This window comes from Marinobacter sp. PE14 (assembly GCF_053566155.1).
In genome coordinates this window covers 168,004-191,146 of sequence record NZ_JBQXNY010000005.1, presented here as the reverse complement: position 1 = coordinate 191,146, position 23,143 = coordinate 168,004, and the positions used below count along the sequence as shown (strand labels likewise).

The window sequence follows — 23,143 nt, the reverse complement described above, 5'->3', positions numbered from 1 at the left end:
AGTCGGGCTCGGATTCAAGGATTCAAAAGTGAGTTACTGGCAATATCAGGGCAGAAACTGGGCTTTCAAGTCAGCGCACCCAGGGCCGACCACCGGCATGTCCAACATTACGGCCTGGGAGGTCATGAACGGAATACCCCGGCGGTGTGCATCAACCAGAAGCGTGGCAAGCCCCCCAACCAGGGGCATGTGGGAAACAATCAGCAGGGGTGATTCGTGATGCTCAATCAGTGAATCAAGGCACTCTCCAGGGTCGTCGTCCGGAGTGATAAACATCTTTTCTTCAACGGGACAATTGAGAATTTCGGAGACAATAGCGGCCGTTTGCCGGGCCCGCACGTAAGGGCTGCTCCAGATCAGCTTCGGTCGCCAGGGCGACTCCGCAATACGGGCGGCAACCTCGGCCACGCCTAGCCGGCCGGCCTCTGTCAGTTCACGTTCCTGATCCAGCGTATGCCAGCCAGCTTCCCCATGGCGCATGATGAGCAGTTGCAAGGGCTCTCTCCTTTCCGGCCTGGTCCCGGTTCAGCGGGCCCGTTACTGGCTGATGGTCCGCGGCAGTATAAATTCTACGTCGGAATTCTGGACCGACATCATCAGGCTATTGATGACCGCTTTAATTGAAGCGTTGTCATACAGGATCTCATAAAGCCCACGAACCAGTGGCATGTAGATGCCGATGGCCTCCGCTTTTTGCTTGACGAGCTTCAGGGTATAGATGCCCTCGGCCACCTGCCCGAGTTCCGCCACGGCATCGTCCAGTTTCTGGCCCTGGCCAACGGCATAGCCCACTCGATAGTTCCGGCTCTTGGACGAGGTGCAGGTCACGATCAGATCACCAACACCCGCCAGGCCCATGAATGTCATGGGGTTGGCGCCGAGGCTGACGGCAAACCGGCTCATCTCCGCAAGGCCGCGGGTAATCAGCATGGCCTTGGCGTTTTCTCCCATTTCCAGGGCAGAGGCAAGACCCGCAACAATTGCATAGATATTCTTCAGTGCACCGGCGAGTTCCACACCATACACATCGACGTTCGCGTACACGCGGAAATACTCGCAACCCAGGAGGTCCTGTACCGAGCGGCGCACATCCGGATCCTTCGCGGCAATCACAGTGGCGGTCAAATCCCGGTTTACGATTTCACCCGCGAGGTTGGGGCCACTCAGCACGCCGATACGACAGCGGGGGATCTCTTCCTGGAGAATCTCGCTCATCAACTTGAAACCGTGCTCTTCAATCCCCTTCGTGAGGCTGATGACGATTTGTTCGTCGCGGAATTTGTCGCTGTTCTCCCGGATAACGGCCCGGAAGGCCTTGCTCGGAATGGCAACAAATACGATTTCGGCCTTGCTGACCGCGTCTGCCAGGTCTGTGGTGGGCTGAATGTCACCGGTCAGCTCAATGCCTGGCATGTAGCGGCTATTGATCCGGGTACTGCGGATTTCTTCGGCCTGGGCTTTGCCACGCATCCAGAAATGAACACGGTGACCGTTTTCACCCAGCACCTTGGCCATGGCAGTACCAAAACTGCCGCCGCCCAGAACCGCTACATCGTGCACTGGTCCGGCTGCCTCAGTGTTCCGGGGCGTCGATTGTTCAGACATAGTTCTTCCGTTTTGTCAGATCAGGTGTGATACCGGCACAGTCGCGCTCAGGCGGCGCAATTAACCGGGCTCTTCACATTCCAGAGCGCGCACCAGATTCTTGAATTCTTCCCTGTTTCGGCTGTTCAGGCCCATCAGCACTTTATGGGCATCAAGAACCTTGTCTCGAACCTGTTGTTCGCTGGCCCTGAGTACGGGAATTTCTTCAAGCTCTTCAATTCGGGACGCGGGTTCTCGCACAATGATAAAGATCTTGTCGAACCCCATGGAAGTGATAATGCGGGTAATGTCGGGATTAGTCGAAATAAGTGTGGGCAGGAAGTTGCTCTGTTTCTGGGCCGCCATGGCGATCTTGGCAAGCAGTCCGAGCGTGGTGCTGTCGATAATCTCGGTCTCGGTCAGGTCGATCACCACGGTCTTGAACTCCGGGTCCTGGGTGATGGACTCAACCAGATTGTCCAGCGTCGAACACAGGTTCAGCCGGATTTCCCCAATAAACTTCAGGACATAGATGCCCTGTTTTTCAGCTTGCAGGATCTTGTAACCAGCCATGTTTCACACTGCCACTAATTCGCCGGGGTGTTATCTGATCCGTTCATGGTATCAGTTACCGATACGATAGCGATATCGTCCGGCAGCTCTGTGATCTGTTCCAGATGCAGAGCCTCATTAAGAGAGGCGATAGTGTGACGACCTCCCGATACGAGTTCAAGTAGTGTCCGCTCCTTTTCATCCAGTCCCTTTTCCCGGATAACTTCCAGAATTCCATCCGAAAACAGGGTCAGATGAAACGGTTTGTTCAGGGGAACCTCGTACACTTCCCATTCCGGCGTTTCGAACAGCCCTACCGGAAGCCCGCTTCCTTCAAGAAACGCAGCCTCCCCACCCTCAAAAGACAGGATGGGCATCGGGAAATGGGCGCCCACTGCATAGTTCAACTTACGTTCGCTCAGGGAAATAATGCCAACGAACACAGTTACGTGTTTACCGAGGCCGGTATCCAGCAACTCCGAATTAATGCGCTCCAGGAATCGGTCCGGGTACAGGATATCTTCACTGGAGCCCCGGCGAAGGTTCCGCTGCAACCGGTTGGTCAGGTTTTTCAGCAGTACGGTTACAAACGCGGAACTGGCGCCATGGCCGGACACATCGGCGATGTAGACCAGAACCTTGTCGTCGGAAATACGGAAGTAATCCAGAAAATCACCGCTCAGATAGAGCGATGGCTTGATCATGTGGTCTACGTGCAGGCCACTCATCACCTGTTCGTGCTCCGGCAGCATCCGCAACTGTACCTTTCGGCCGGCGCGCTGGTCTGCCCGCAGCTCGGCGATGCCGTCCCGCAGATCCCGATTTGCCTCTTCGAGCTCCTGTCGGTAAAGCTGATTCAGCCGGTTGACCCGGACCCGGTCGAACAGTTTTCCAATAACATCGTCCAGTGCGCCCTTGTCGTCGTTGCAAGGTTTGAGGACGAAATCCGCCGCCCCGGCCCTGAGGGCGCTGACCACATCGGCACTGGACTCGCTGGAGGAACACGCGACGATCGGCGTGAATGTTTCTGCTTCTTCCAGGCGGTTGGCAAGATCCCGGATGGACTCCGGAGGCAGGTCTGCAAAGATGACGTCGGGAATGTTATCGTCGAAAAGCGCCTTGGCGCTGGCGAGATCCCGGTAGCCGGTGACGTAGAACCCCCTCGCTTCAAGGTAACGGGCGAGATCCGTGCGGGCCTTTTCATCGGCGTCTAATATAAGTATGCGCTCGGTGCGCGAGGTCATGGCGACTGCCCTAAACTACCAGCGATAAACGATAAATTGGCTTGATTAAGCCTATTCTGGCACGCCCCTGTGATATAACAAGGCCAAGTTCATGAAATCGGAGGATTCCATCTGATGCGACGTGCCGTAAACGATCTACTCGGAGCCTATGACAAGCTGATCATGGATCCGGTTCACGGAGGCATTCCACTTTACCGGCACGAGATCCAGGTGATTGACCACCCGCTGTTCCAGCGACTGCGAAACATCTGCCAGAACGACATACTGAGCCTGGTCTTTCCCGGCGCAACCCATTCCCGATTTCTACACAGTATTGGTGTGATGCATGTGGGCACCCGCATGTTCCGCTCGATGATCGACGCCTACCTCAGGGAGCGCCAGCTCAGCGAGCAAACCGACCTGAGCCTGAGCCAGCTCGACGCCATCGACTATCTGGCCAAAACCATCCGGCTGGGCTGCCTGCTGCATGACAGCGGACATTCCAGCTTTTCCCATCAGTTCACCCAGGCCCGGCGTATTCGGGAACTGATGTCCCATCCCGGCCGCTTCCGGGATCTGTGGCGCGGCGTGGATTATTCCACCTATCACCCGGAGGAGCCCGAGGAACTGGAACACGAGCATTATTCGGTGCGTGTTGCCCACGATGTGCTTATGGCGGTGGATCTGGAAAGTGCCGGGCTGTTCGCCCGGGACATTATCGGCATCATGGAAACGACGGACGTAAAACCCAGTGAGACGTTCTGCCGTCACGCCCGCACATTCTGGGCGTTTATTGCGGGAGAGGACGCCGCTGCGGGATCACCGCTCAGCGAAAACATACCCGGGCTGGTGATGGATCTGCTGTCATCCATTGTATCCGGCGAAATCGATGCGGACCGGGCCGATTACATGCTGCGAGATGGCTTCCACTCGTCGGTAACCATCGGCGGCTTCAATCTGGATCATCTTTTGAGCAACCTGCGTTTTGGCTGGGATGTATCCGAACCCTGGCTGGGGCTGGCCATCACCCAGAAAGGACTGGGGGCGCTCGAAGACTTTGTCTACAGTCGCCATCAGATGTACCGCAAGGTTTACGCCCACAAGACCGCGCTGGGCTTTGACTGGCTGCTTCGAGAAGCGATCAACGAAGTGCTTGATGACCCGGAAAACTTTGAATGGGTGGATACCTGCCTGAGCGACATGACCTACTTTGCGGAACTGACCGACAACTTCTTCTGGGAGGCGTTCCGGAAAGTAGCCCGCAAACACCCTAAGAGTTTCTCGTTCTGCATTGTAAACCGTGTGAAGCTGAACCACCTGGATACGCGGGAAGACCTCTCGGCCAGAGGGATCGAACGTCACAGCGCATGGTTGGCGGGAGAGCTTTCTCTCAGTCCTGCCCAGGTGGTGACCTGCTCGATGCGGGCGCGCTTCTCGAACATCCAGGACAACTTCAACGGCATCAAGGTGCTTGTGCGCGAACCCATTCACCGCACCCGGTCGCTGAAGAAGATCACCGATGTGAGCGCCTTCTTCAGCAAATTCAGTGACGGCACCATCACGCATTTCTATACCCGGCCCGATGTGACCACCGGTAGCCAGGAGTCTCTCACTGAGTAGCGGGAGCGGCAGTCAGTTCGGCAACCAGCCCGCAGGCACTGTCGAACGCGCCCTCTACCCGGCCGCCACTAAGCCAGTCGCCGACTAGCCCGATTCGGTTCTCCGGGAACCACAGGTGCCCGGGTTGGTCACCGCCTTCAGAGCGGGCGTAAAGCCAGCGATGCGTGACAAAGTCATCCGGGCCGCTATCGAAGCCGGTGGTTTCTTGAAAAGCAGCAAGCAGCTTTTCTGCAACTGCGTCGGCGGGAGTATCAACGTGTTCTTCCGTCCACGCCGGACTGGCGTGCAACACCCACCACTGCCCGGCATCCTCCCGGCCGGGTTTGCTGGAATTGTTGGCCACCCAGAAAAGCGCCGGGTGACGGCAGCGCATACCTTCATGGTGAATCCAGGGGGATACCGAAAAATGGGCTGCAACGGCCCAGCAAGGCAGAACCCGACTCACCGGATCGTCCAGGTGGGAAGCCAGATCGTCGAGGCCGCTGTCCGCCAGCAGCTCCCGGGCCTGTGCCGGAGGCGCGGTAATGATGACTGCGTCAAAGTCACCGAGGTTCGAGCCGGAGGTGGAAAAGAGCGACCAGGACTGGTCGTTTCGGGCCAACCTGGCAACACGCGTCTCGGTAACAACATGAGCGTGTCCGGACAGTGCCCGGGTTATGGCTGTCATGCGCGGAATACCGACGTAACGGGTCTCCTGCGGGAAAGATTCCCATGTATCAGCCTTCGTCTGGAAACCAAACCGCCCTTCCCACGGTCCGAAGCTGTTAGAGCCGGCAAATTCGCGGAGAAACGGCAGGAAATCCGGGTTTCGGGAGGTGAAGTACTGCGCGCCCATATCTGCTGATCCGTCGGATACCCGCTTCGCCGCAAGCCTGCCACCCGGCCCACGGCTTTTCTCGAAGACGGTGACGTCATAGCCGAGACCGCGCAGCTGGATAGCGGCGGTCAGCCCGGAGAGGCCTGAACCGACAATGGCGATATGGCGTATAAGTGACGAATCAAAGGTTTGATTAAACATGGTTTATCGTGCATCCAATTACAGTAGTGAGATCGTACTACTCTCCATGAAACATCAGCGGCAACAAGGCTGAGTGTGCGATCAAGGTTCCATTAAAGAGAAAGGGCAGTCAGGGTATGACCCGAATGCAGAATTGGCTTACAAACATTTTGAGGTGGTTCGATTCCGAAGCAGGTTCGGATCACATAGACACCACGTCCAGATCATTCAATTTTCTACGGGTTATTCCGTTCATTGCGCTCCATCTGGCCTGCCTTCTGGCGTTCTACACCGGCGTGAGTGCGTTCGCTATCGGATTTGCGATTGTTTTCTTCCTCGTGCGGATGTTTGCGATTACCGGATTCTACCATCGTTATTTTGCCCACAAGACGTTCAAGACCAGTCGGCCTGCACAATTTGTATTCGCTGTGCTCGGCGCCAGCGCCGCCCAGCGCGGCCCGCTCTGGTGGGCCGCCCACCACCGGCATCATCATCAGCACTCCGATGACGTTCAGGATCTTCACTCGCCCCATCAGGGCGGTTTTTGGTGGTCACATATGGGATGGTTCACCTGTGACGCCGGCTTTGCAACCGATGAACGTCGGATCCGGGACTGGCTGAAATTCCCGGAACTCAAGTTGATTAATCGGTTTGATGCCCTCGTACCAGCTCTCGCAGCCGTCGGTATCTACGCGCTGGGTGAGGCACTGGCCGCCTGGGCTCCTGGGCTGGGGACCAACGGCCTGCAGATGCTCGTGTGGGGGTTCTTCATTTCAACGGTCGTGCTGTTCCACGCCACGGTATCCATCAATTCGCTGTCCCACGTCTGGGGCAACCGCCGGTTCGAAACGTCGGACGACAGCCGGAACAATTTCTGGCTCGCCCTGCTCACCCTGGGCGAGGGATGGCACAACAATCATCACCGCTGGCCCCAATCTGTTCGCCAGGGATTCCGGTGGTATGAAATTGACGTCACCTGGTATGGGCTATGGCTGATGTCGAAGCTTGGCATCATCTGGGAACTCAACCCGATACCCAAGCACATTCAGGAAGAAACACGCGAACTGGACAGAATGAGGAGGAGCAGGCAATGACAACCGCCTCAAAGATCGAAGTAGGTACGCGTAATTCCGCGGTGCCGGCAACGCTCGATACTTTCAGAGCGCTGTTCAACGAGCTCGACAAGGGGAATCTGAACAAGCTTTCCCGGGTCTATAGTGAGGATATCCTGTTTCAGGACCCACTGAGCACCGTAACGGGGCTGGATGAGCTGACTCGCTATTTCGCCGATGCCTATGCGAATGTCATCTCTTGTCGCTTCGAATTCGGTGAAGCCGTTGTTCAGGGTGAGTTTGCCGCCGTGCCCTGGGTTATGCATCTCCGTCACAAGCGCCTTCGCAAGGGCGGTGAAGTCCAGGTGCAGGGCATCAGCCACCTCGAAATCCGGGACGGAATGGTGTGCTACCACCGTGATTACTTTGACGCCGGAGAAATGCTCTACGAAAACCTGCCGGTGATTGGCAGGGCCATTCGCTGGATCAAGGATCAGGCAGGATGAGTGATCGACTTCAGGAAACCTCGAATATCTGGATTACTGGCGCCAGCTCCGGCATTGGTGAATCCGTTACCCGCGCTCTGGCACGCGGTGGTCACCGGCTTGTGATTACCGGCCGCCGTCAGGGGGCTCTGGAGGAGCTCGCTTCAGCAGCGCCAGAACGGATTATACCGGCGGCGGCAGACACTACCAGCAAAGACGACCTCCAGGCCATTGCGGGTACACTGGAGAACCACGGCGACCTGAATATGGTGATACTGAACGCCGGCACCTGTGAATATCTTGATATCGCGCGCTACAACAGCGACGTTATCGAGAAGAACATTCACACCAACGTGATTGGTACGGCGCGATGTCTCGATATTGCTCTGCCTGCCCTCAGGCGTAGCCGTGCCAAAGGACAGCCGGCGACCCTCGTGATCGTCAGTTCTTCCGCCTGGTGGTTCCCCTTTGGCCGGGCTGAGGGTTACGGCGCTTCCAAGGCGGCCCTGACCTATTTTGCCCATGCCCTCCGGGCAGACCTTGCCGCCGAGGGGATCGACGTCGTGGTGGTTTCCCCCGGGTTCGTCAAGACACCATTGACCGACCGTAACGATTTTCCCATGCCCTTTCTGGTTTCTGCAGAGGATGCGGCGGAACGCATTGTCAGTGGCTTGGCGCGTGGCAAGAACGAGATCGCATTCCCCAAGCGTTTCACCTGGATGCTGAAAGCGCTGGGCGCCCTTCCCCGGCCCTTAATCGACCGCATGTCGGCTTCCATGGCCCGTAAAAGCAACACCGAACAGGAAAACAATGGATGAGTAGTGAGCGTCAGCGGATTGCTGTCATTGGGGCCGGCGTTTCCGGCCTCACGGCTGCCTGGCTTTTGGCCGAGAAACATGATGTTCAGGTTTTTGAAGCGGGCGACTATGCCGGCGGCCACACCAACACCGAACAGGTCGAAGCCGGTGGCCGGACCTGGCCGGTCAATACCGGTTTCATCGTATTCAACGACTGGACCTACCCGAATTTCATCAAACTGATGGAGCGGCTGGGAGTTCCGTCGGAAGTCAGCGACATGAGCTTCAGCGTGGACTGCAGCAGCACCGGCCTGCAGTACAACGGCACAAGCCTGAACACCCTGTTTGCCCAGCGAAAGAATCTGCTCAACCTACCGTTCCTGAAGATGGTGCGGGAGATTCTCCGCTTTAACAAGGAAACCCGTGCAGACCTTGAAGCCGGCAACATCAGCAATGAAGAAACACTGGGGGAATACCTCAACCGGAATGGGTACTCCCGCTATTTCAGGAACTACTACATTGTCCCGATGGGTGCGGCTATCTGGTCAGCACCAGAAATTGTGCTGGAACAGTTTCCAATCCGGTTCTTCCTACAGTTTTTCAACAATCACGGCATGCTGTCTGTGGATGACCGCCCCACCTGGCGGGTGATTTCCGGAGGGTCTGCCCAGTACGTGAAGAAAATGATGGATCGGCTGGGTGATGGCATGCATCTGAACAGCCCTGTCGACAGGGTTGTCCGGCATGAGGACGGTGTAACCGTTACTGTCGGGGGCGAGGAACACCACTTTGACCAGGTGATTTTTGGCTGCCACAGCGACCAGGCCCTCGCCATGCTCGCTGACGCGACCGACAAGGAACGGGACATACTCGGTGCCATGGCCTACCAGAACAACGATGTGGTGCTTCATACAGACAGCAGCGTGTTACCGGACAATCGCCGGGCCTGGGCTGCCTGGAACTACTTTGTTCCGACCCACAGTACCGAACCGGTTTCTGTCACCTACAACATGAATACACTGCAGAATTTCCACGATGCCCCGGAAACCTTCTGTGTGACCCTTAATCGCAGCCGCGATATCGATCCCGATAAGGTCATCAAGCGATTCGAGTACGCCCATCCTGTATTCACGTTGGACGCGGTGGCAGCTCAGGAACGCTACGACGAAATCGGTAACCAAAACCGCACCCATTTCTGTGGGGCCTACTGGTTCAACGGATTCCATGAAGATGGCGTTCGCAGCGCGCTGCGGGTAACCGAAGCATTCGGGGTGGAGCTTTGACCGTGAACAGCCAATGGCTGGAGGGTACTGTCCGGCACAGGCGGAAGTACCCGGTGCAGCACGAATTCAGCTACAGCACCGGCATGCTGGCCCTCGACACCGACGAGTGGAACCAGGTTTCCGGCATTAGCCCGCTATTTTCCCTGGAACGTTTCAACTGGATGTCTCTGAAGCGCAAGGATTACTTCAGTCCGGAGACTGGCGACCTGTCTGGAGCTGTGCGTGACCACGTGGAACGGGCCACCGGCTGGCGCCCGGATGGTGAAGTCGAGCTGATCACCCATCCGCGTTACTTTGGTTACGTGTTCAATCCGGTCAGCTTCTATTTCTGCTACCGCGCCGGGGAATGCCCGGCGGATGGCGTGGTTCCAAAGGTCATCGTCGCCCAGATTACCAACACCCCGTGGCATGACCGTCATGCCTATTGCCTGGAGACGACGGGTGCGGAGCCCAACCAGGCGGGCTGGCGCACCGAACAGTTTGGCTTCAGCAAACGCTTTCATGTTTCTCCTTTCAACGGCATGAACCAGCACTACGAGTGGACGTTCAGTTTCCGGGGCCCTGACCTGAGAATTCACATAAATGTTCTGGAAGAGGGTCGCAAACATTTTGATGCCACTCTGGTAGTCCAACGCACCCCTCTCACTCGTAAAGATGTGCACAGAAGTCTTCGAAAATTTCCGCTCGAGGCATTCAAGGTTGTGGCAGGTATTTACTGGCACGCCCTGCGCCTCAAGCTAAAGGGTGCACCGTTTTACACCCACCCCGACAAGCTTTCCGAGGACGATACCGCCTACCGCCGTGGGCACGATGATTCCGGGCTGGATGTCACCAGCTCCGAGACCAATGACAAGATTCGTGGAAGGGTAAGCTCATGGAGAACCTGAATACTTCGGTTGAAAACACCAAATCCGAATCGGGCAGCCTGCCGGCTATTAGCCGCTTAGCACGTGCCCTGGTGATTCAGCAGCTCCGTTTGTTGGGCGAAGGCAAACTGACGGTTCGGGAATCCGGATTCGAAGATCTGGTATTCGGCGATGGCAGTGCCCTTTACGAGCCCGCGGAACTGATCATCCATGATCACAGCACCTGGCGGGACCTGCTGACCGGCGGCAGTGTTGGCGCCGCCGAGGCTTATGTGGCTGGTGACTGGTCGACGCCGGATCTGGTCGCCCTGCTCCGGTTCTTTACCCGAAACGTCGATCGTATGAACGAATTTGAAGACCGATTCAGCTGGGTTACCAAGCCTGCCCTCAAGGGTCTTCACTGGCTGAATCGGAACACCAAGGAAGGCTCCCGTAAGAACATCAGTGCCCATTACGATTTGGGCAATGATCTGTTCGAGACCTTCCTCGACCCGACCATGATGTACTCCTCCGCGATCTATCCCAGCGTCGATTCCAGCCTTGAAGAAGCGGCCGTGCACAAACTGGACACCATCTGCCGGAAGCTGGACCTTCAACACGGGGACAAGGTGATTGAAATCGGCACCGGCTGGGGAGGCTTTGCGATCCATGCAGCCAAACACTACGGCTGTCATGTAACCACGACGACCATTTCCAGAGAACAGCTGGAGTTAGCGAAAGAACGGGTCCAGAAAGAGGGACTGGAAGACCAGATTACCCTCCTGTTTGACGATTACCGGGACCTCGAGGGGCAGTTCGACAAACTTGTTTCCATCGAGATGATTGAAGCCGTTGGCCCTCAGTTTCTCGACAGCTATTTCTCCCAGATAAACGCCCTGTTGAAGCCCGACGGGCTGGCTCTGGTGCAGGCCATTAATATGCCGGAACAGCGGTACCAGAGAGCTCTGAAAAACGTTGATTTCATTCAGCGATTTATCTTCCCGGGAAGCTTTATTCCCTCTTTCGGAGCGATCCTCGAATCGGTTCGAAACGAAAGCAAACTGGTGCTCACCCATGCCGAGGATTCCGGCTTCCACTATGCCCGGACCCTTCATGACTGGTGCGACCGGTTCATGGCGCAGCGTGATAGGCTGGAGTCGATGGGTTACGACGAAGCATTCCGGCGCCTGTGGCACTTTTACTTTGCCTACTGTGAAGCCGGCTTCAGCGAGCGCGCCATTGGCGTGGCGCAGCTGGTGTTCGCCAAGCCCGGTAACAAACGCGAGAATATCTTGAGCGTATGATCGCCTCCGAGACTGCCCGTAACGTTCTCAATTTCCTGCTGTTCCAGGCCGGCTGGTTTGGCTGCGTGTTTTATCCCGGTCTGATCGGCGCCGGGATCGTGGTGATATTTCTGGTGCTGCATTTTGTGCTGGTTAGCCAGAACCGGATGGCCGAGCTTCAGTTCATCGGCCTGGGAACCGTCGTCGGCTCGATTCTGGACGGCATCTGGTTCCGGACCGGCATTCTGGACGACGGCACCGGGCAGGTGATGCTGACTCCGCCGTGGCTTGTGGCCATCTGGGCCATCTTTATGACGACTCTGAGCCATTCCCTCGACTGGATCAGCAAGAAAGCCTGGCTACCCTTCGTTCTTGCGCCCTTTGCCGGCCCCTTCGCCTATTGGTCGGCGAGCCAACTCGGTGCTGTGCAGCTGCCGGAACTGGTGCCGTCACTGATCGCATTGGGGGTTGGCTGGCTGGTTGTATTTCCGCTGCTGCTGTTTGCCCGAAAAGCGCTTTACCCGGAGCTGGTTCGATGAAACGCGCTACCTGGTCAGTTTACGTGGCGCTGTTGGCAGCCGCATGGCCGGCCGCGGCCGCAGATTTCAGTTTCATCGGTACCGCAACCACGGGAGACGGCAACGTCATTTACGAAGAGCGCCACTCCGTTGATGGTACCTGTGAGGAAGGCGTGTTTCGTCCCCGGCAACACCAGGTGACTTACTTCAAACCGGACGCGGACGAGTCGTTCGCCCGCAAAGACCTTGAATACGAGGTTTCAGCGATGCGTCCCTCTGTAGACTTTGTTCAGCCGACATTCAATGAAGAGATGAAGATCACCTACCCTGAACCGGACACTTTGGTGATTGACTGGCAGACGCCCGGCGGTGATTCAGAGCGATTCGAGGTGACATACCCGACCAACACCGTTGTGGATGCCGGATTCGATAATTTCGTCCGTCAGAATTGGCAGAGTGTGGTTGCCGGCGAACCGGTTGAATTTCGATTTCTCGGGCCTACCCGCGGCGAGCATTATGGCTTCGTGCTGGAGCGGGTCGAGAACGACCGGGTGAATGCCGACCATGTGGTACAGATACGCCCCACCGGCATGGTGCTGAGGTTTCTGGTCGACCCCATTGTGCTGGGTTACAGCAACTCTGGTACCCTCTCCGACTACCTGGGCCTCACCAATATTCGGAAAAACCAGGATGAAAACTACACAGCGCATATCCGCTACAGAGTGAATACCACCCCGGATTGTGAACTGACCCCCTGAAACTGTCGCCCCTGCCAAGGCTGACCCCGGGGGTCAGTGTGGTAAACTCCGACGGGAATCAACGCCGGAGAGTATTTTGAAATGATGTTCGTCTCTTTCAACGTCAACAGTATCCGCACCCGCCTGCACCAGCTTGAAGCCGTAATCGACACCCTCGCTCCCGATTTTATCGGTCTCCAGGAAACCAAGGCTCAGGACGACGACTTTCCGGTAGAAGCGATCCGGGACCTTGGCTACCACGTGCATTTCCACGGGCAAAAAACCCACTATGGCGTTGCGCTGCTCTCGAAAGCGGAGCCGGAGGAGGTTATCAAAGGCTACCCCTGGGATGGTGAGGATTCCCAGCGCAGGCTGATTACCGGCCATTTCACTGTCAATGGTGAAAAGCTGACGGTGGTCAACGGCTATTTTCCGCAGGGTGAAAGCCGTGACCATCCGGTGAAGTTTCCTGCCAAGGAGAAGTTCTACGCTGATCTGATGCGTTACCTGGACGAGCTCAAGAAAGCGGGCGGCCACGTGGTGGTCATGGGGGATATGAACATCTCTCCAACCGACAAAGACATTGGTATCGGCGCCGACAACGCCAAACGCTGGTTGCGGACCGGCAAATGCTCTTTCCTCCCGGAGGAACGGGAATGGCTGGGCCAGGTTGAATCTCGCGGTTATACCGATGTGTTCCGGCACCTTCACCCCGATGAGGCGGACACCTTCAGCTGGTTTGACTACCGCAGCAAGGGTTTCGAGCGAGACCCCAAGCGTGGTCTGCGGATTGATCTGATCATGGCCAGTGACAGCCTGCTGCCCAAAGCCCGGAAAGCGGGTGTTTCCTACGACATTCGAGCCATGGAAAGGCCGTCCGACCACTGTCCGGTCTGGGCGAGCTTCGAACTCTAGGGGCTGGCCCGGCGCGATATGAAAAAAATCAAAACCCGCGACCGCATCCTCCAGACCAGCCTGGCGCTGTTTAACACCGTCGGAGAGCCCAATGTCACCACCCTGCTGATTTCTGATGAGATGGATATCAGCCCGGGTAACCTTTATTACCACTTCAAGAGCAAAGGTGACATTGTCGAGGAAATCTTCGACCAGTACGAACACGACATGGTGGACTTGTTGGCGGTTCCGGAAGACGCCAACATCAGCCTCGACCAGCAGGGGTTCTTTCTGCATCTGCTGTTCGAGACCGTAGCCCGCTACCGGTTTCTCTACCAGGATCTGGTAAACGTGTTGTCCCGGTACGATCAGCTGCAGGTACGATTCAAGCGCATCCAAAAAAAGAAAAGACTGGCTTTCAAGACGATTTGCGAGAGCTTTCGACGCCAGGGCATTATGGCGATTGAGCAGGAAGAACTTGATTCTCTTTGTGAGCAGTTGACGCTAACCGCCTGTTATTGGAGCGCTTTCGATACGCTCTCTCACCTGGATGACCGGGAGGCAGTGGATCCGGGCCGGGGTGTTTACCAGATGATGCATCTGGTGCTGCCCTACCTTGCGCCGGCCGACAGGGAGGAAGCCCGGCTGATGAGCCGGGATTATCTCTGAGCCGTAACGTTATTCTTCGTCGTCACCGGCACGTTTCCGCAGGCGGGCAAGTTCTGATTCAAGGGCTTCAATACGCCGCTCCATAGATTCGATTTCTTCACGGCGATGTATGCCCAGACGTCTCAGGGCACCGGACACCCGTTCATCAAACATGTGCTCAAGCCGATCCCAGGTGCCAGTGGCTCGCTCCCGAACCCCTTCAACCCGATCTTCCACGGACTTGATCTGCTTTTCAACGACGCCCCGGGTTTTATTCTCGAGCTGCTCACCTTCCTGCACGAGCCGCTCGAAGAAACGGCCAGTATCTTCCTCGGCTTTGGTGTAGGCGCCCAACCCGGCCAGCCAGATCTGGCGGGCTGAACCCTTGATTTTTGCCGCCAGTTGCGGATCATTCTCCGGCTTATTGTCGTTCTCGTCAGACATGTACAACCTCGGGAGTGCGGATAGTTCTTTCTAAACGCCATTGTATTACAGCTTGGCCCGGATTTCAGTCGGCCTGGAACCCGCGCAACGAAAGGCGGCAGTATAAAGACGCATCCGATATGAAAAAATGTTTTCAAACGAAAGTGAGTCTCGCTTGAAGTGTTCAAAATATAGTCAATACTTCCCAATACCGGCGTCCCTGCTGATGCCGGTTTGTCTGGAAGTCTTTCATGGATACTACTCGCACGCCTCTGCCCGGCATCCTTTGCCGGGCTTTTTTTTGTTATTATTGCCCCAAGATATATGCTTATTCCAAAATGAAAGTCTTTAAAATTCGGAGTATCAGATGATTGAAATTGCGTGGAGTAACTTCACCCCCTGGTCAGCGTTGGCGGGTGGCATACTGGTGGGCATAGCTGCAGCCAGCTTTCTGCTTCTCAACGGGCGGATTGCAGGCATCAGTGGCATTCTTGGCGGGCTTCTTTCACCGGCAAAAGGCGATATTGCCTGGCGCGTGGCGTTCCTTGCCGGACTGATTGGTGCACCGGCAGTCTGGGTACTGGCTACCGAGCTTCCCCCTATCGAAATCGAGGCCGGCTATCCCGCGCTCATTGTTGCGGGGCTGTTGGTGGGGATCGGCACCCGATACGGTTCCGGCTGTACCAGTGGACACGGGGTTTGCGGTCTGTCCCGCCTATCGCTGCGCTCGCTGGCGGCCACGATGAGCTTCATGGCTGCCGGATTTGTCACCGTGTACGTGATTCGTCACCTGATGGGGGTGTGATGCCATGAAATTTTCTCTTGCTTCTCTGTTTGCTGGCCTTGTCTTCGGAATGGGGCTTATCGTTTCCGGCATGGCCAATCCTGAAAAGGTGCTCGGCTTCCTTGATATCGCAGGCCTTTGGGATCCTTCACTGGCGTTTGTGATGGGAGGCGCCATCATGGTGGGTGTGGTCGCGTTTGCCGTTGCCCGCAAGCGCACTCTTTCCTTCCTCGGGTTCCACATGAAAATGCCCACCAGTGTCCATATCGATAAACGATTGGTACTCGGCGGTCTTATGTTCGGTGGTGGCTGGGGTATCGCCGGCTTCTGCCCCGGGCCGGGACTGGTCGCACTCGGTGCCGGTGAAACCAAGGCGGCGGTGTTTGTTGCGGCCATGGTTGCGGGCATGGGCATTTTCGAAGCCATTGAGCGCAACCGTGCGAAAGTGTAAGTATTTTCTGTAAATTTACCCGCCGCCATTCTGACACAGCCCGGGGGCTGTGCGATCATGGCGGCAGCTCCACTACCCGATTCGGAGAACGACATCCATGGATATCAGAAAAATCGACGACAACATTTCGGTGGCCCCGCAGATTTCCATTGAAGACGTGGCAGAAGCCGCGAAGCTGGGCTTCAAGACGCTCGTAGCAAATCGCCCTGACCACGAAGAGCCGGGCCAGCCTGCCATGGCGGATATTGAAGCCGCCGTCAGGGAACAGGGCCTTGAGTGGGTATACATGCCGGTGGAGTCGGGAAACATCACTGACGACGACGTAAACCGCTTCGCGCCGATGATCCGGGACGCCGAAAAACCCGTACTGGCATTCTGTCGTTCCGGGACCCGCTGCACCGTGCTCTGGGCTCTGAGCGCGGCCAGAAACACATCAGCCGATGAGATTTTTACCAAAGCACGCAACGCCGGTTACGACATTTCCGGCCTTGCACCAAGAATGGCGCAGCAGGCCGCCGACAAAGGCTGACACTGCCACCGCCTAACCAACGTTCAGGATCTACCGCATGCAATACAAAGGTTCAGAGAATTTCAGCCACAACCAGTCTGACCGATTGGGAGTGCTGGTTACCAACCTGGGGACCCCGGATGCGCCAACAACCTCGGCCCTCCGTCGATACCTGGCTGAATTTCTCTCGGACCCCCGGGTGGTCGAGTTGCCGCGGCCGCTCTGGTGGCTGATCCTTCACGGTGTGATCCTGAGAATTCGTCCCAAGCGAAGCGCAGAGGCTTACTCCAGCGTCTGGCAGCCGGAGGGCTCTCCCCTGCTGCTGCACACTGCAAAGCAGGCTGAGGGTATCCGAGAGGCACTCAAGCGCAAGTACGGCCCTAACGTGGTCGTCGGCTTTGCGATGCGCTACGGCAACCCCTCAATTTCCCGGGTCCTGGATGAGATGCAGGAACAGGGCGTCCGAAAACTGCTGGTTTTGCCGCTGTACCCCCAATACTCCGCGTCGACCTCGGCCTCTACCTTCGATGCCATTGCCAAGGATTTCTCGAAACGGCGCTGGCTGCCGGATTTCCGTTTCATCTCCCACTACCCGGATTATCCGCCATACATTGAGGCCATGGCTCGCCATATCGAAGCGCACTGGGCCAACCATGGACGCAACCAGAAACTGGTATTTTCCTACCATGGCGTGCCGCTGAAGTACCTGACCAAGGGCGATCCTTATCACTGCGAGTGCCACAAAACCTCTCGCCTGCTGGCTGAGCGACTGGGCCTGAGCAAAGAGGACTACATGACCACTTTCCAATCCCGCTTTGGCAAGGAAGAGTGGCTCAAGCCCTATACGGACGAAACCCTGAAGTCCCTGCCAGGCAAAGGCGTCAAATCCATCGACGTATTCTGCCCCGGCTTTTCATCCGATTGCCTGGAAACCATTGAGGAAATCGACGAAGAAAACCGTGAGTACTTCATGGAGGCTGGCGGTGAAGGGTTCAGCTACATCACGGCGCTGAACGCCACGCCCGGGCACATCGAAGCGCTGGTGAAACTGATCGAAGAAAATCTGGAAGGCTGGCAGATGCCAAAGAACGAGCCTGAGGCTCTGGCAGCGTGCCAGCAGAGAGCGGACGAACAGAAAAAACTCATTTATCCAGGTCGGGACCTCTGATCTGACTTTGATCGAACACCGGGGCGGATTCAATTGCCCCGGTCTTCCCCCTTCTCTTCTTCCCCGGAAAACTCAGGCACCGCCTGGCAAAAAGCACATTCCTCCGTATCCACAGCGGCACCTCCGGCTTCCACATATCGGACTTTGTGGCTGGCCTTGCCCCGATTGGCAGATACAGAGAACATTCGGTCCCGACGTTCCACTGAACTGTTTCGTGAGTCTGTCATAACGAACCCTCATTATATCGACACTCTGATGATGAGCGTAATCGGGCATTAAACCAAGTAGGGAAAACCACCGGGCAAGTACACCGGGATCGGGCACAGATATCTTGTCACCAGGCCGGTTAAATCCTATGTTGAATGATAGAGTTCACCGATCTAGTGAATCACCCAATGAGAACCGCCCCGCCTAACGGTTCTGATCACCTGGTGCATTCGCTTTGGCGTGGTTCTGCGCTGACCGGCAAGGAGAAGCTAGCATGTCAATAACGTCAGAAACTCAATTATCCAAAGATGTATCAGGCTGGATCGACCCAACCATGGACTCGGTACGCGGGACTGAAACGCCCAAGGATCCGAACAAAGGCTACATTGCCCTGCTTGGCTGGAGCTTGAATGCGGTCAAGGCCGCGCAGAAGTTCGACCGTCGCTATATTGTGGTCGCTCCCGACTGGGCTGCGGATTTCTGCACCGCAAACAAGATACCTTTCATTCCATGGGATTTTACCCGCCTGAATGACCGGTCCATGGAGATTGCAGAAAGGCTAAAAGCGGAAGGCGTTGATGTAGCGCTGCCTCTGTTCGAGGAAACCGTCGAGTGGTCAGGGGCGATCAACTCAGTCCTGTTTAACGAACCTCATATGTACGGCCAGTCTATTCTGTTTCGTGACAAAGCCCTGATGAAGCGCCGCGCACAACTTGGCGGTATTCGCGTCGGGATCTTCGAGGAGGCGTATGAAAAAGACGACATTGTCCGCTTCATGAGGCGCGTCAATCAGACACTCTTGCACCTTGAGGGTGACCCGGACGACCCGATTCACGTCAAGGCCTTCGACAAAGCCGGTTGTCTCGGCCATCGAATGATTCGCAAGATAGAAGACATTGACGCCATTCCGCCGGAAGAGTATCCCCTGTTGATGGAGAGTCACCTGAGTGGCTGGGAGTTTGCTGTCGAGGCCTGGATCCACGACGGGAAAATCAAGTTCCTTAATATTTCCGAATACGTCACGCTGGGTTACTCGGTGTTCGTCCCCGCTACCAATGAGCTCGAGAGCTGGCGCAACGCGATCACCAAGCAGATCGAACTCCTGATCAAAACCTTCGACATCAAGTTCGGTTTTATTCATCCCGAGTACTTCGTGACTGCTGACGGTGCAATGTACTTTGGCGAAGTTGCGTATCGTCCGCCGGGGTTCAAGGCGTTCGAGCTGATCGAGCGAGCCTATGGATTCAGCGCTTACCAGGCCTCAATGCTGGTGTTTGACCCCAAGAGCACGAAAGAGGAAGTCGATGCCTTTTTCCCCCGCGAAGTGGTCGACGCGAAGGGCTACGCAGGGTGCTTCGGCGTGTATCCAAGACGTCGTGTAATCAGCAGACTGGAAATGCCCAAGGAAACGGTTGAACACCCCTACTTCGAGTCTCACGAATTGATCGCGCCTAAAGAAGAGATAGTTCCTGAACGGTTAGCCTATGGGACTCATTGGGGCCTGATCTTCTTCTTCGGTGACGACCCCATCAAGATGCGGGACCTCCTGAAAGCCCAGGAAGATCTGGACTTCTACGTTTAGAGGCGCTGTTCAATGCGTCTGGTTCTTTAGCGCGGCGATAGAGCTGGCATGGAACGCCGCTGCATCGGAAACGGCCGCGCAACCGGGGTCGTTTGCCAGGACATTGAATGTATTCACCGGTTTTCCCGTCAGCGCCTGGCTGACAGCGTAGGCGCTGTCAGCCAAAGCCTTGGCACTGTAGCCGCCTTCCAGCATCAGTACCAGGCGCCCCTCACAAAGTTCGTCGGCCAGGTTGCTCATGCGCTGGGTGACGGCGGCATACCCGGTTTCATTCATGTTGCAAACCATGTCGAGGTAATGGCAATCGAAACCCGTGGATACCAGCAGAATATCGGGCCGGAATGCACGTGCTGCCGGCCTCACCACCTGTTCGAAGACCTTCAGTAACGCGGCGTTGCCAAAACCCATGGGCAGTGGGACGTTGAGATGATAACCAAGGCCCGGTCCAGCTCCGGTTTCATCCAACAGGCCGCTGCCCGGGTAGAACGGTGCCGCGCAGTGGCTATCGACCACCAGCACGCCAGGATCGTCATAGAAAATGGCCTGGGTGCCGTTGCCGTGATGCATGTCCAGGTCCCAGATCATGACTCGTTCGTAGCCGAGGGCTTTGCGAGCATGCGCCGCGGCCACCGCCAGGTTGTTATAAAGGCAAAAGCCACGGGCACGATCTGCGGGAGCGTGGTGCCCGGGCGGACGCACAATACAGAACGCTCGCTCGGCTTCACCGGCGGCGATTGCTTCGATCGCGCTGATTCCGGAGCCGGCCGCCAGGCGGGCCGCTATCACGCTTCCCGGCGACACTACTGTCGTGTCTTGAGACAGCCAACCGGATTGCCCATCCAGCGACTCAATATGGGCCACATAGGCTGCATCATGTACCCGCTCGAGTTGAGGGGCGCTGGCCGGGGATGGCAGCATCCAGCGCACGCCGTCGATGGGCTCGAGAAGCAGCCGATCGACGATCGCTGTCAGGCGCTCCGGACGTTCGGGATGGCTATAGGTGTCCAGGTTGGCATTGGGATACTGCCGCTTAATCATCGCCTTGACGGCGTCAGTCCATTCGGGTCGGTCAGGATCCCAGCCGTGTGGATTGTGACCGAGCATACGGAAGTCGTAATAGAGCAATAAGGTCGCGGTCATAGCTGTCATCACAAGACATCATGTTTTGACCTACCCATCTCGCCCGCGTGGATGATGCTCAAATAAGCACGTACCAACACAGAGACAAAATAAAAAGTGCAGATCGTAACGGAGTCTAATGCAGAAATCAGTGAACGTGAAACCTGGACGGCCCAGAGCACCAGTGCAGGAAAGTGTTCAGAAGGAGATATGAGTTACTGAGGTTATGGAAAATGGCGGTGGGCCAGGGATTCGAACCCCGGGAAGGCTACTAACCTTCGGCGGTTTTCAAGACCGCTGCATTAAGCCACTCTGCCAGCCCACCGGTTTTCCATTCGCCGCCATTGCGACAGCGGTGAGCATGATACCGGAATTGCCTGTGCTGTCAACGCTCTGCATAAAACCCGCCGCATTTTTCAACATTAACGGTTTTTAATGGAATCCGGAAGGCGGTTTCCTGTCGTAAATGATTGAAAGTTGCGTATCTGACACTATTATGGGACACAGTATCCAGTCGTTATAAACGGAGATGACAATGGAAGACAGACGATTCGGCGTTCAGAACTCTCAGGGAGCCTATTCGACTCCCCAGACGGAGCGTGCGACTACTGGCATCAGCGATGATGCCATGAAGGTGTTGCGCAACACCTACATGCTGCTTGGTATGACCCTCGCCTTCTCGGCGCTGACTGCATTCCTGAACATGAACGGAACCCACCCGGGCTTCCTGATCACCATCGTGGGATACATTGGGCTGCTGTTCGCGACCTATAAGCTGAAGAACAGCCCCTGGGGCATTCTGACCACGTTCGCCCTGACAGGCTTCATGGGTTACACCCTGGGCCCGATCATCGGAGCGTTTGTAGCTGCCGGCGCTTCCTCGATTGTCGCCCAGGCGCTGACACTGACCGCTGTTGCGTTTGTTGGCCTGTCTGCCACGGCAATCATCACCAAGAAAGACTTCAGCTTCATGTCCAGCTTCCTGACCGCTGGCGCGTTTGTGCTGATCGGCGCGATGCTGCTGGCCTTCCTGATGGAAAGCTCTGTTCTGCATCTGGCAGTGTCCGCTGGCTTCACGATCTTTGCCTCGATCATGATCCTGTTCGAGACCAGCCAGATCATCAAGGGTGGTGAGCGCAACTACGTGATCGCCACGGTTGGCCTGTATGTATCCATCTACAACCTGTTCGTCAGCCTGCTACACCTGCTGTCTGCTTTCAGTGGCGAAGATTGATACCAGGCTGAATAAGCCGCTTGAAAACCCCGGCACTTGCCGGGGTTTTTGCTTTCGGTAAACTGAAAGTCACTATCTGGCAGACTGATAACGAACAGGAACCATGTCCGAGACCTTTACCCTGGTAATTACCGGCGCGCCCTACTCCTCTCAGGCGCCCCAGACCGCTCTTGGCTTTGCGAAGGCAGCGGTAGATGCTGGCCATCACATTGATCGGGTGTTCCTCTACGGTGACGGTGTGCATCTGGCCTCTGCGCTCTGCGCGCCTCCGTCGGACGAAACCCACTGGACAGCCGAATGGTCGCAGTTTCTTTCGCAACACAGCATCCCCGGCGTGGCATGCATTGCCTCGGCTCTGCGTCGTGGTCTGGTAAATGAAACCGAGCAGAAACGCTATGAATTGCCTTCGGCCAATCTTCGGGCCCCGTTTGAAATCGCCGGTCTCGGAGAATGGGTCGAGGGACGAATCAAATCCACGCGCACGCTTTATTTCCACGCTGGAGACTGACCATGAGCACACTGATCATGATTGACCAGCCACCCTACGGCACGTGGACCGGACGGGAAGCACTGGATATGGCGTTTTCGCTGGCAGCCTTCGACCAGTCGACATCCCTGCTGTTCACCGGAGCCGGCGTTAACTGGCTGAGACAGGCTCAGCGCGCCGGAGGAATTGAACAGAAGTCCGTGGAGAAGAATCTCTCTGCAGCACCGATATTCGGCATTGACGCGATCCTGGCTGATCGGGCTGCCTGCATTGCCTACGGCCTCGATGAGCATTCGCTGATTGAAGGCGTGACTATGGTTGATGCTGATACCGATCTCCTCACTGGCTATGACCACACCGCATTTGCAGGTTAGATCAGATGACTGACATCCAGACATTGCACATATTGAACAAATCCCCCGATCATCCCCGGGCCGCCCGGTGCGTTGCAATGATGTCTGCGGAAGATGGGCTTCTGCTGACCGGTAATGGCGTGCTGTTCCTGGCAAGCGGGAACCTGCCGGGCGCCCGCAAGGTCTTTGCTCTCGCTCCGGACGTTGAGGCACGAGGAATTGAAGATGTGAGGGGCAACGTCAGTTCTGTGGACTTCGCGGAGATGGTTACGCTTTCATTGCAGGCACAACGGGTAATCAGTTGGTAGA

Annotated in this window: 28 protein-coding genes and 1 tRNA gene; 20 read left to right on the top strand and 9 right to left on the bottom strand. The window is 56.4% G+C overall.

The window, feature by feature from the left end:
* Positions 1–45: 45 nt before the first annotated feature.
* The 4 genes from ACWJ62_RS16910 to ACWJ62_RS16895 are packed head-to-tail and all read right to left on the bottom strand — an operon-like array spanning position 46 to position 3,380.
* Positions 46–495, bottom strand: a complete 450-nt coding sequence (locus ACWJ62_RS16910; protein WP_449287245.1) for a SixA phosphatase family protein — start codon at positions 493–495, stop codon at positions 46–48.
* A gap of 42 nt (positions 496–537) precedes the next feature.
* On the bottom strand, positions 538–1,605 hold the full coding sequence (locus tag ACWJ62_RS16905; RefSeq protein ID WP_449287244.1) for an NAD(P)H-dependent glycerol-3-phosphate dehydrogenase: 1,068 nt from the start codon (positions 1,603–1,605) through the stop codon (positions 538–540).
* Positions 1,606–1,665: 60 nt separating this feature from the next.
* Positions 1,666–2,157 (bottom strand): STAS domain-containing protein, encoded by a 492-nt coding sequence (locus tag ACWJ62_RS16900; protein WP_008171643.1) that lies wholly within the window; start codon positions 2,155–2,157, stop codon positions 1,666–1,668.
* Between the two features lie 14 nt (positions 2,158–2,171).
* Positions 2,172–3,380 (bottom strand): PP2C family protein-serine/threonine phosphatase, encoded by a 1,209-nt coding sequence (locus ACWJ62_RS16895; RefSeq protein ID WP_449287243.1) that lies wholly within the window; start codon positions 3,378–3,380, stop codon positions 2,172–2,174.
* Between the two features lie 114 nt (positions 3,381–3,494).
* Between ACWJ62_RS16895 and ACWJ62_RS16890 the strand changes: the two genes are divergently transcribed.
* Positions 3,495–4,979, top strand: a complete 1,485-nt coding sequence (locus ACWJ62_RS16890; RefSeq protein ID WP_449287242.1) for an HD domain-containing protein — start codon at positions 3,495–3,497, stop codon at positions 4,977–4,979.
* Here ACWJ62_RS16890 and ACWJ62_RS16885 read toward each other — a convergent pair.
* The gene (locus ACWJ62_RS16885) at positions 4,969–5,997 is read right to left on the bottom strand and encodes an NAD(P)/FAD-dependent oxidoreductase (RefSeq protein WP_449287241.1); all 1,029 of its coding nucleotides are present in this window, start codon (positions 5,995–5,997) and stop codon (positions 4,969–4,971) included. The two genes, ACWJ62_RS16890 and ACWJ62_RS16885, sit on opposite strands and share 11 nt — an antisense overlap.
* A gap of 116 nt (positions 5,998–6,113) precedes the next feature.
* Here ACWJ62_RS16885 and ACWJ62_RS16880 point away from each other — a divergent pair, with 116 nt between their 5' ends.
* From ACWJ62_RS16880 to ACWJ62_RS16835, 10 genes are all read left to right on the top strand, one after another.
* Positions 6,114–7,070, top strand: coding sequence for an acyl-CoA desaturase (locus tag ACWJ62_RS16880; protein ID WP_449287240.1), 957 nt, complete (start codon positions 6,114–6,116; stop codon positions 7,068–7,070).
* Positions 7,067–7,534, top strand: a complete 468-nt coding sequence (locus ACWJ62_RS16875; protein ID WP_449287239.1) for a nuclear transport factor 2 family protein — start codon at positions 7,067–7,069, stop codon at positions 7,532–7,534. The genes ACWJ62_RS16880 and ACWJ62_RS16875 overlap by 4 nt, the downstream gene beginning before the upstream one ends.
* Entirely contained in the window at positions 7,531–8,331 is an 801-nt protein-coding gene (locus tag ACWJ62_RS16870) for an SDR family NAD(P)-dependent oxidoreductase (RefSeq protein ID WP_449287238.1), read from the top strand. The genes ACWJ62_RS16875 and ACWJ62_RS16870 overlap by 4 nt, the downstream gene beginning before the upstream one ends.
* The gene (locus ACWJ62_RS16865) at positions 8,328–9,593 is read left to right on the top strand and encodes an NAD(P)/FAD-dependent oxidoreductase (protein ID WP_449287237.1); all 1,266 of its coding nucleotides are present in this window, start codon (positions 8,328–8,330) and stop codon (positions 9,591–9,593) included. The genes ACWJ62_RS16870 and ACWJ62_RS16865 overlap by 4 nt, the downstream gene beginning before the upstream one ends.
* A gap of 2 nt (positions 9,594–9,595) precedes the next feature.
* Positions 9,596–10,480, top strand: a complete 885-nt coding sequence (locus tag ACWJ62_RS16860) for a DUF1365 domain-containing protein (protein WP_449287236.1) — start codon at positions 9,596–9,598, stop codon at positions 10,478–10,480.
* A complete protein-coding gene (locus ACWJ62_RS16855) occupies positions 10,468–11,742 on the top strand; it encodes a class I SAM-dependent methyltransferase (protein WP_449287235.1) in 1,275 nt (424 codons plus the stop codon). The genes ACWJ62_RS16860 and ACWJ62_RS16855 overlap by 13 nt, the downstream gene beginning before the upstream one ends.
* Positions 11,739–12,260, top strand: coding sequence for a DUF2878 domain-containing protein (locus ACWJ62_RS16850; RefSeq protein ID WP_449287234.1), 522 nt, complete (start codon positions 11,739–11,741; stop codon positions 12,258–12,260). The genes ACWJ62_RS16855 and ACWJ62_RS16850 overlap by 4 nt, the downstream gene beginning before the upstream one ends.
* Positions 12,257–12,997: a hypothetical protein gene (locus ACWJ62_RS16845; RefSeq protein WP_449287233.1), complete on the top strand. Its 741-nt coding sequence runs from the start codon at positions 12,257–12,259 to the stop codon at positions 12,995–12,997. Before ACWJ62_RS16850 ends, ACWJ62_RS16845 begins: the two co-directional genes overlap by 4 nt.
* An 81-nt stretch (positions 12,998–13,078) precedes the next feature.
* A complete protein-coding gene (gene xthA / locus ACWJ62_RS16840; protein ID WP_449287232.1) occupies positions 13,079–13,891 on the top strand; it encodes an exodeoxyribonuclease III in 813 nt (270 codons plus the stop codon).
* Positions 13,892–13,909: 18 nt separating this feature from the next.
* A complete protein-coding gene (locus ACWJ62_RS16835) occupies positions 13,910–14,539 on the top strand; it encodes a TetR/AcrR family transcriptional regulator (protein ID WP_088557238.1) in 630 nt (209 codons plus the stop codon).
* A gap of 9 nt (positions 14,540–14,548) precedes the next feature.
* Here the strand turns inward: ACWJ62_RS16835 and ACWJ62_RS16830 are convergent, their stop codons facing one another.
* The gene (locus ACWJ62_RS16830) at positions 14,549–14,962 is read right to left on the bottom strand and encodes a phasin family protein (protein ID WP_008171665.1); all 414 of its coding nucleotides are present in this window, start codon (positions 14,960–14,962) and stop codon (positions 14,549–14,551) included.
* Between the two features lie 346 nt (positions 14,963–15,308).
* Here ACWJ62_RS16830 and ACWJ62_RS16825 point away from each other — a divergent pair, with 346 nt between their 5' ends.
* The 4 genes from ACWJ62_RS16825 (at position 15,309) to hemH (ending at position 17,852) form a co-directional block, all read left to right on the top strand.
* The gene (locus ACWJ62_RS16825; protein WP_014577151.1) at positions 15,309–15,746 is read left to right on the top strand and encodes a YeeE/YedE family protein; all 438 of its coding nucleotides are present in this window, start codon (positions 15,309–15,311) and stop codon (positions 15,744–15,746) included.
* A gap of 4 nt (positions 15,747–15,750) precedes the next feature.
* The gene (locus tag ACWJ62_RS16820; RefSeq protein WP_449287231.1) at positions 15,751–16,176 is read left to right on the top strand and encodes a DUF6691 family protein; all 426 of its coding nucleotides are present in this window, start codon (positions 15,751–15,753) and stop codon (positions 16,174–16,176) included.
* Between the two features lie 97 nt (positions 16,177–16,273).
* Positions 16,274–16,705: a TIGR01244 family sulfur transferase gene (locus ACWJ62_RS16815; RefSeq protein WP_449287230.1), complete on the top strand. Its 432-nt coding sequence runs from the start codon at positions 16,274–16,276 to the stop codon at positions 16,703–16,705.
* A gap of 37 nt (positions 16,706–16,742) precedes the next feature.
* Positions 16,743–17,852 (top strand): ferrochelatase, encoded by a 1,110-nt coding sequence (gene hemH, locus ACWJ62_RS16810; protein WP_449287229.1) that lies wholly within the window; start codon positions 16,743–16,745, stop codon positions 17,850–17,852.
* 29 nt (positions 17,853–17,881) lie between these two features.
* On the opposite strand, the gene ACWJ62_RS16805 is transcribed toward hemH, so the two are convergent.
* Positions 17,882–18,079: a hypothetical protein gene (locus tag ACWJ62_RS16805; protein WP_449287228.1), complete on the bottom strand. Its 198-nt coding sequence runs from the start codon at positions 18,077–18,079 to the stop codon at positions 17,882–17,884.
* Between the two features lie 254 nt (positions 18,080–18,333).
* Between ACWJ62_RS16805 and ACWJ62_RS16800 the strand changes: the two genes are divergently transcribed.
* Positions 18,334–19,641: an ATP-grasp domain-containing protein gene (locus ACWJ62_RS16800; RefSeq protein ID WP_449287227.1), complete on the top strand. Its 1,308-nt coding sequence runs from the start codon at positions 18,334–18,336 to the stop codon at positions 19,639–19,641.
* 9 nt (positions 19,642–19,650) lie between these two features.
* On the opposite strand, the gene ACWJ62_RS16795 is transcribed toward ACWJ62_RS16800, so the two are convergent.
* Positions 19,651–20,790 carry a histone deacetylase family protein gene (locus tag ACWJ62_RS16795; RefSeq protein WP_449287226.1) on the bottom strand — a complete coding sequence of 380 codons (1,140 nt, stop codon included), beginning with the start codon at positions 20,788–20,790 and terminating at the stop codon, positions 19,651–19,653.
* A gap of 204 nt (positions 20,791–20,994) precedes the next feature.
* Positions 20,995–21,085 (bottom strand) — tRNA-Ser (locus tag ACWJ62_RS16790).
* A 210-nt stretch (positions 21,086–21,295) separates the two neighbouring features.
* Here ACWJ62_RS16790 and ACWJ62_RS16785 point away from each other — a divergent pair.
* The 4 genes from ACWJ62_RS16785 to tusB all read left to right on the top strand — a co-directional run bounded on the left by ACWJ62_RS16785 (position 21,296) and on the right by tusB (position 23,142).
* Positions 21,296–21,994, top strand: coding sequence for a Bax inhibitor-1/YccA family protein (locus tag ACWJ62_RS16785; RefSeq protein ID WP_148607103.1), 699 nt, complete (start codon positions 21,296–21,298; stop codon positions 21,992–21,994).
* 103 nt (positions 21,995–22,097) lie between these two features.
* On the top strand, positions 22,098–22,502 hold the full coding sequence (tusD, locus tag ACWJ62_RS16780; RefSeq protein WP_449287225.1) for a sulfurtransferase complex subunit TusD: 405 nt from the start codon (positions 22,098–22,100) through the stop codon (positions 22,500–22,502).
* 2 nt (positions 22,503–22,504) lie between these two features.
* Positions 22,505–22,855, top strand: a complete 351-nt coding sequence (locus ACWJ62_RS16775) for a DsrE family protein (protein ID WP_449287224.1) — start codon at positions 22,505–22,507, stop codon at positions 22,853–22,855.
* Between the two features lie 5 nt (positions 22,856–22,860).
* On the top strand, positions 22,861–23,142 hold the full coding sequence (gene tusB, locus ACWJ62_RS16770; RefSeq protein WP_449287223.1) for a sulfurtransferase complex subunit TusB: 282 nt from the start codon (positions 22,861–22,863) through the stop codon (positions 23,140–23,142).
* Position 23,143 lies beyond the last annotated feature (1 nt).

Coding starts and splice junctions, on each gene's coding strand:
- ACWJ62_RS16905 (WP_449287244.1), bottom strand. CDS start 1,605: ATGTCTGAACAATCGACGCCCCGGAACACTGAGGCAGCCGGACCAGTG.
- ACWJ62_RS16900 (WP_008171643.1), bottom strand. CDS start 2,157: ATGGCTGGTTACAAGATCCTGCAAGCTGAAAAACAGGGCATCTATGTC.
- ACWJ62_RS16895 (WP_449287243.1), bottom strand. CDS start 3,380: ATGACCTCGCGCACCGAGCGCATACTTATATTAGACGCCGATGAAAAG.
- ACWJ62_RS16890 (WP_449287242.1), top strand. CDS start 3,495: ATGCGACGTGCCGTAAACGATCTACTCGGAGCCTATGACAAGCTGATC.
- ACWJ62_RS16885 (WP_449287241.1), bottom strand. CDS start 5,997: ATGTTTAATCAAACCTTTGATTCGTCACTTATACGCCATATCGCCATT.
- ACWJ62_RS16880 (WP_449287240.1), top strand. CDS start 6,114: ATGACCCGAATGCAGAATTGGCTTACAAACATTTTGAGGTGGTTCGAT.
- ACWJ62_RS16875 (WP_449287239.1), top strand. CDS start 7,067: ATGACAACCGCCTCAAAGATCGAAGTAGGTACGCGTAATTCCGCGGTG.
- ACWJ62_RS16870 (WP_449287238.1), top strand. CDS start 7,531: ATGAGTGATCGACTTCAGGAAACCTCGAATATCTGGATTACTGGCGCC.
- ACWJ62_RS16865 (WP_449287237.1), top strand. CDS start 8,328: ATGAGTAGTGAGCGTCAGCGGATTGCTGTCATTGGGGCCGGCGTTTCC.
- ACWJ62_RS16855 (WP_449287235.1), top strand. CDS start 10,468: ATGGAGAACCTGAATACTTCGGTTGAAAACACCAAATCCGAATCGGGC.
- ACWJ62_RS16850 (WP_449287234.1), top strand. CDS start 11,739: ATGATCGCCTCCGAGACTGCCCGTAACGTTCTCAATTTCCTGCTGTTC.
- ACWJ62_RS16845 (WP_449287233.1), top strand. CDS start 12,257: ATGAAACGCGCTACCTGGTCAGTTTACGTGGCGCTGTTGGCAGCCGCA.
- xthA (WP_449287232.1), top strand. CDS start 13,079: ATGATGTTCGTCTCTTTCAACGTCAACAGTATCCGCACCCGCCTGCAC.
- ACWJ62_RS16835 (WP_088557238.1), top strand. CDS start 13,910: ATGAAAAAAATCAAAACCCGCGACCGCATCCTCCAGACCAGCCTGGCG.
- ACWJ62_RS16830 (WP_008171665.1), bottom strand. CDS start 14,962: ATGTCTGACGAGAACGACAATAAGCCGGAGAATGATCCGCAACTGGCG.
- ACWJ62_RS16825 (WP_014577151.1), top strand. CDS start 15,309: ATGATTGAAATTGCGTGGAGTAACTTCACCCCCTGGTCAGCGTTGGCG.
- ACWJ62_RS16820 (WP_449287231.1), top strand. CDS start 15,751: ATGAAATTTTCTCTTGCTTCTCTGTTTGCTGGCCTTGTCTTCGGAATG.
- ACWJ62_RS16815 (WP_449287230.1), top strand. CDS start 16,274: ATGGATATCAGAAAAATCGACGACAACATTTCGGTGGCCCCGCAGATT.
- hemH (WP_449287229.1), top strand. CDS start 16,743: ATGCAATACAAAGGTTCAGAGAATTTCAGCCACAACCAGTCTGACCGA.
- ACWJ62_RS16805 (WP_449287228.1), bottom strand. CDS start 18,079: ATGACAGACTCACGAAACAGTTCAGTGGAACGTCGGGACCGAATGTTC.
- ACWJ62_RS16800 (WP_449287227.1), top strand. CDS start 18,334: ATGTCAATAACGTCAGAAACTCAATTATCCAAAGATGTATCAGGCTGG.
- ACWJ62_RS16795 (WP_449287226.1), bottom strand. CDS start 20,790: ATGACAGCTATGACCGCGACCTTATTGCTCTATTACGACTTCCGTATG.
- ACWJ62_RS16785 (WP_148607103.1), top strand. CDS start 21,296: ATGGAAGACAGACGATTCGGCGTTCAGAACTCTCAGGGAGCCTATTCG.
- tusD (WP_449287225.1), top strand. CDS start 22,098: ATGTCCGAGACCTTTACCCTGGTAATTACCGGCGCGCCCTACTCCTCT.
- ACWJ62_RS16775 (WP_449287224.1), top strand. CDS start 22,505: ATGAGCACACTGATCATGATTGACCAGCCACCCTACGGCACGTGGACC.
- tusB (WP_449287223.1), top strand. CDS start 22,861: ATGACTGACATCCAGACATTGCACATATTGAACAAATCCCCCGATCAT.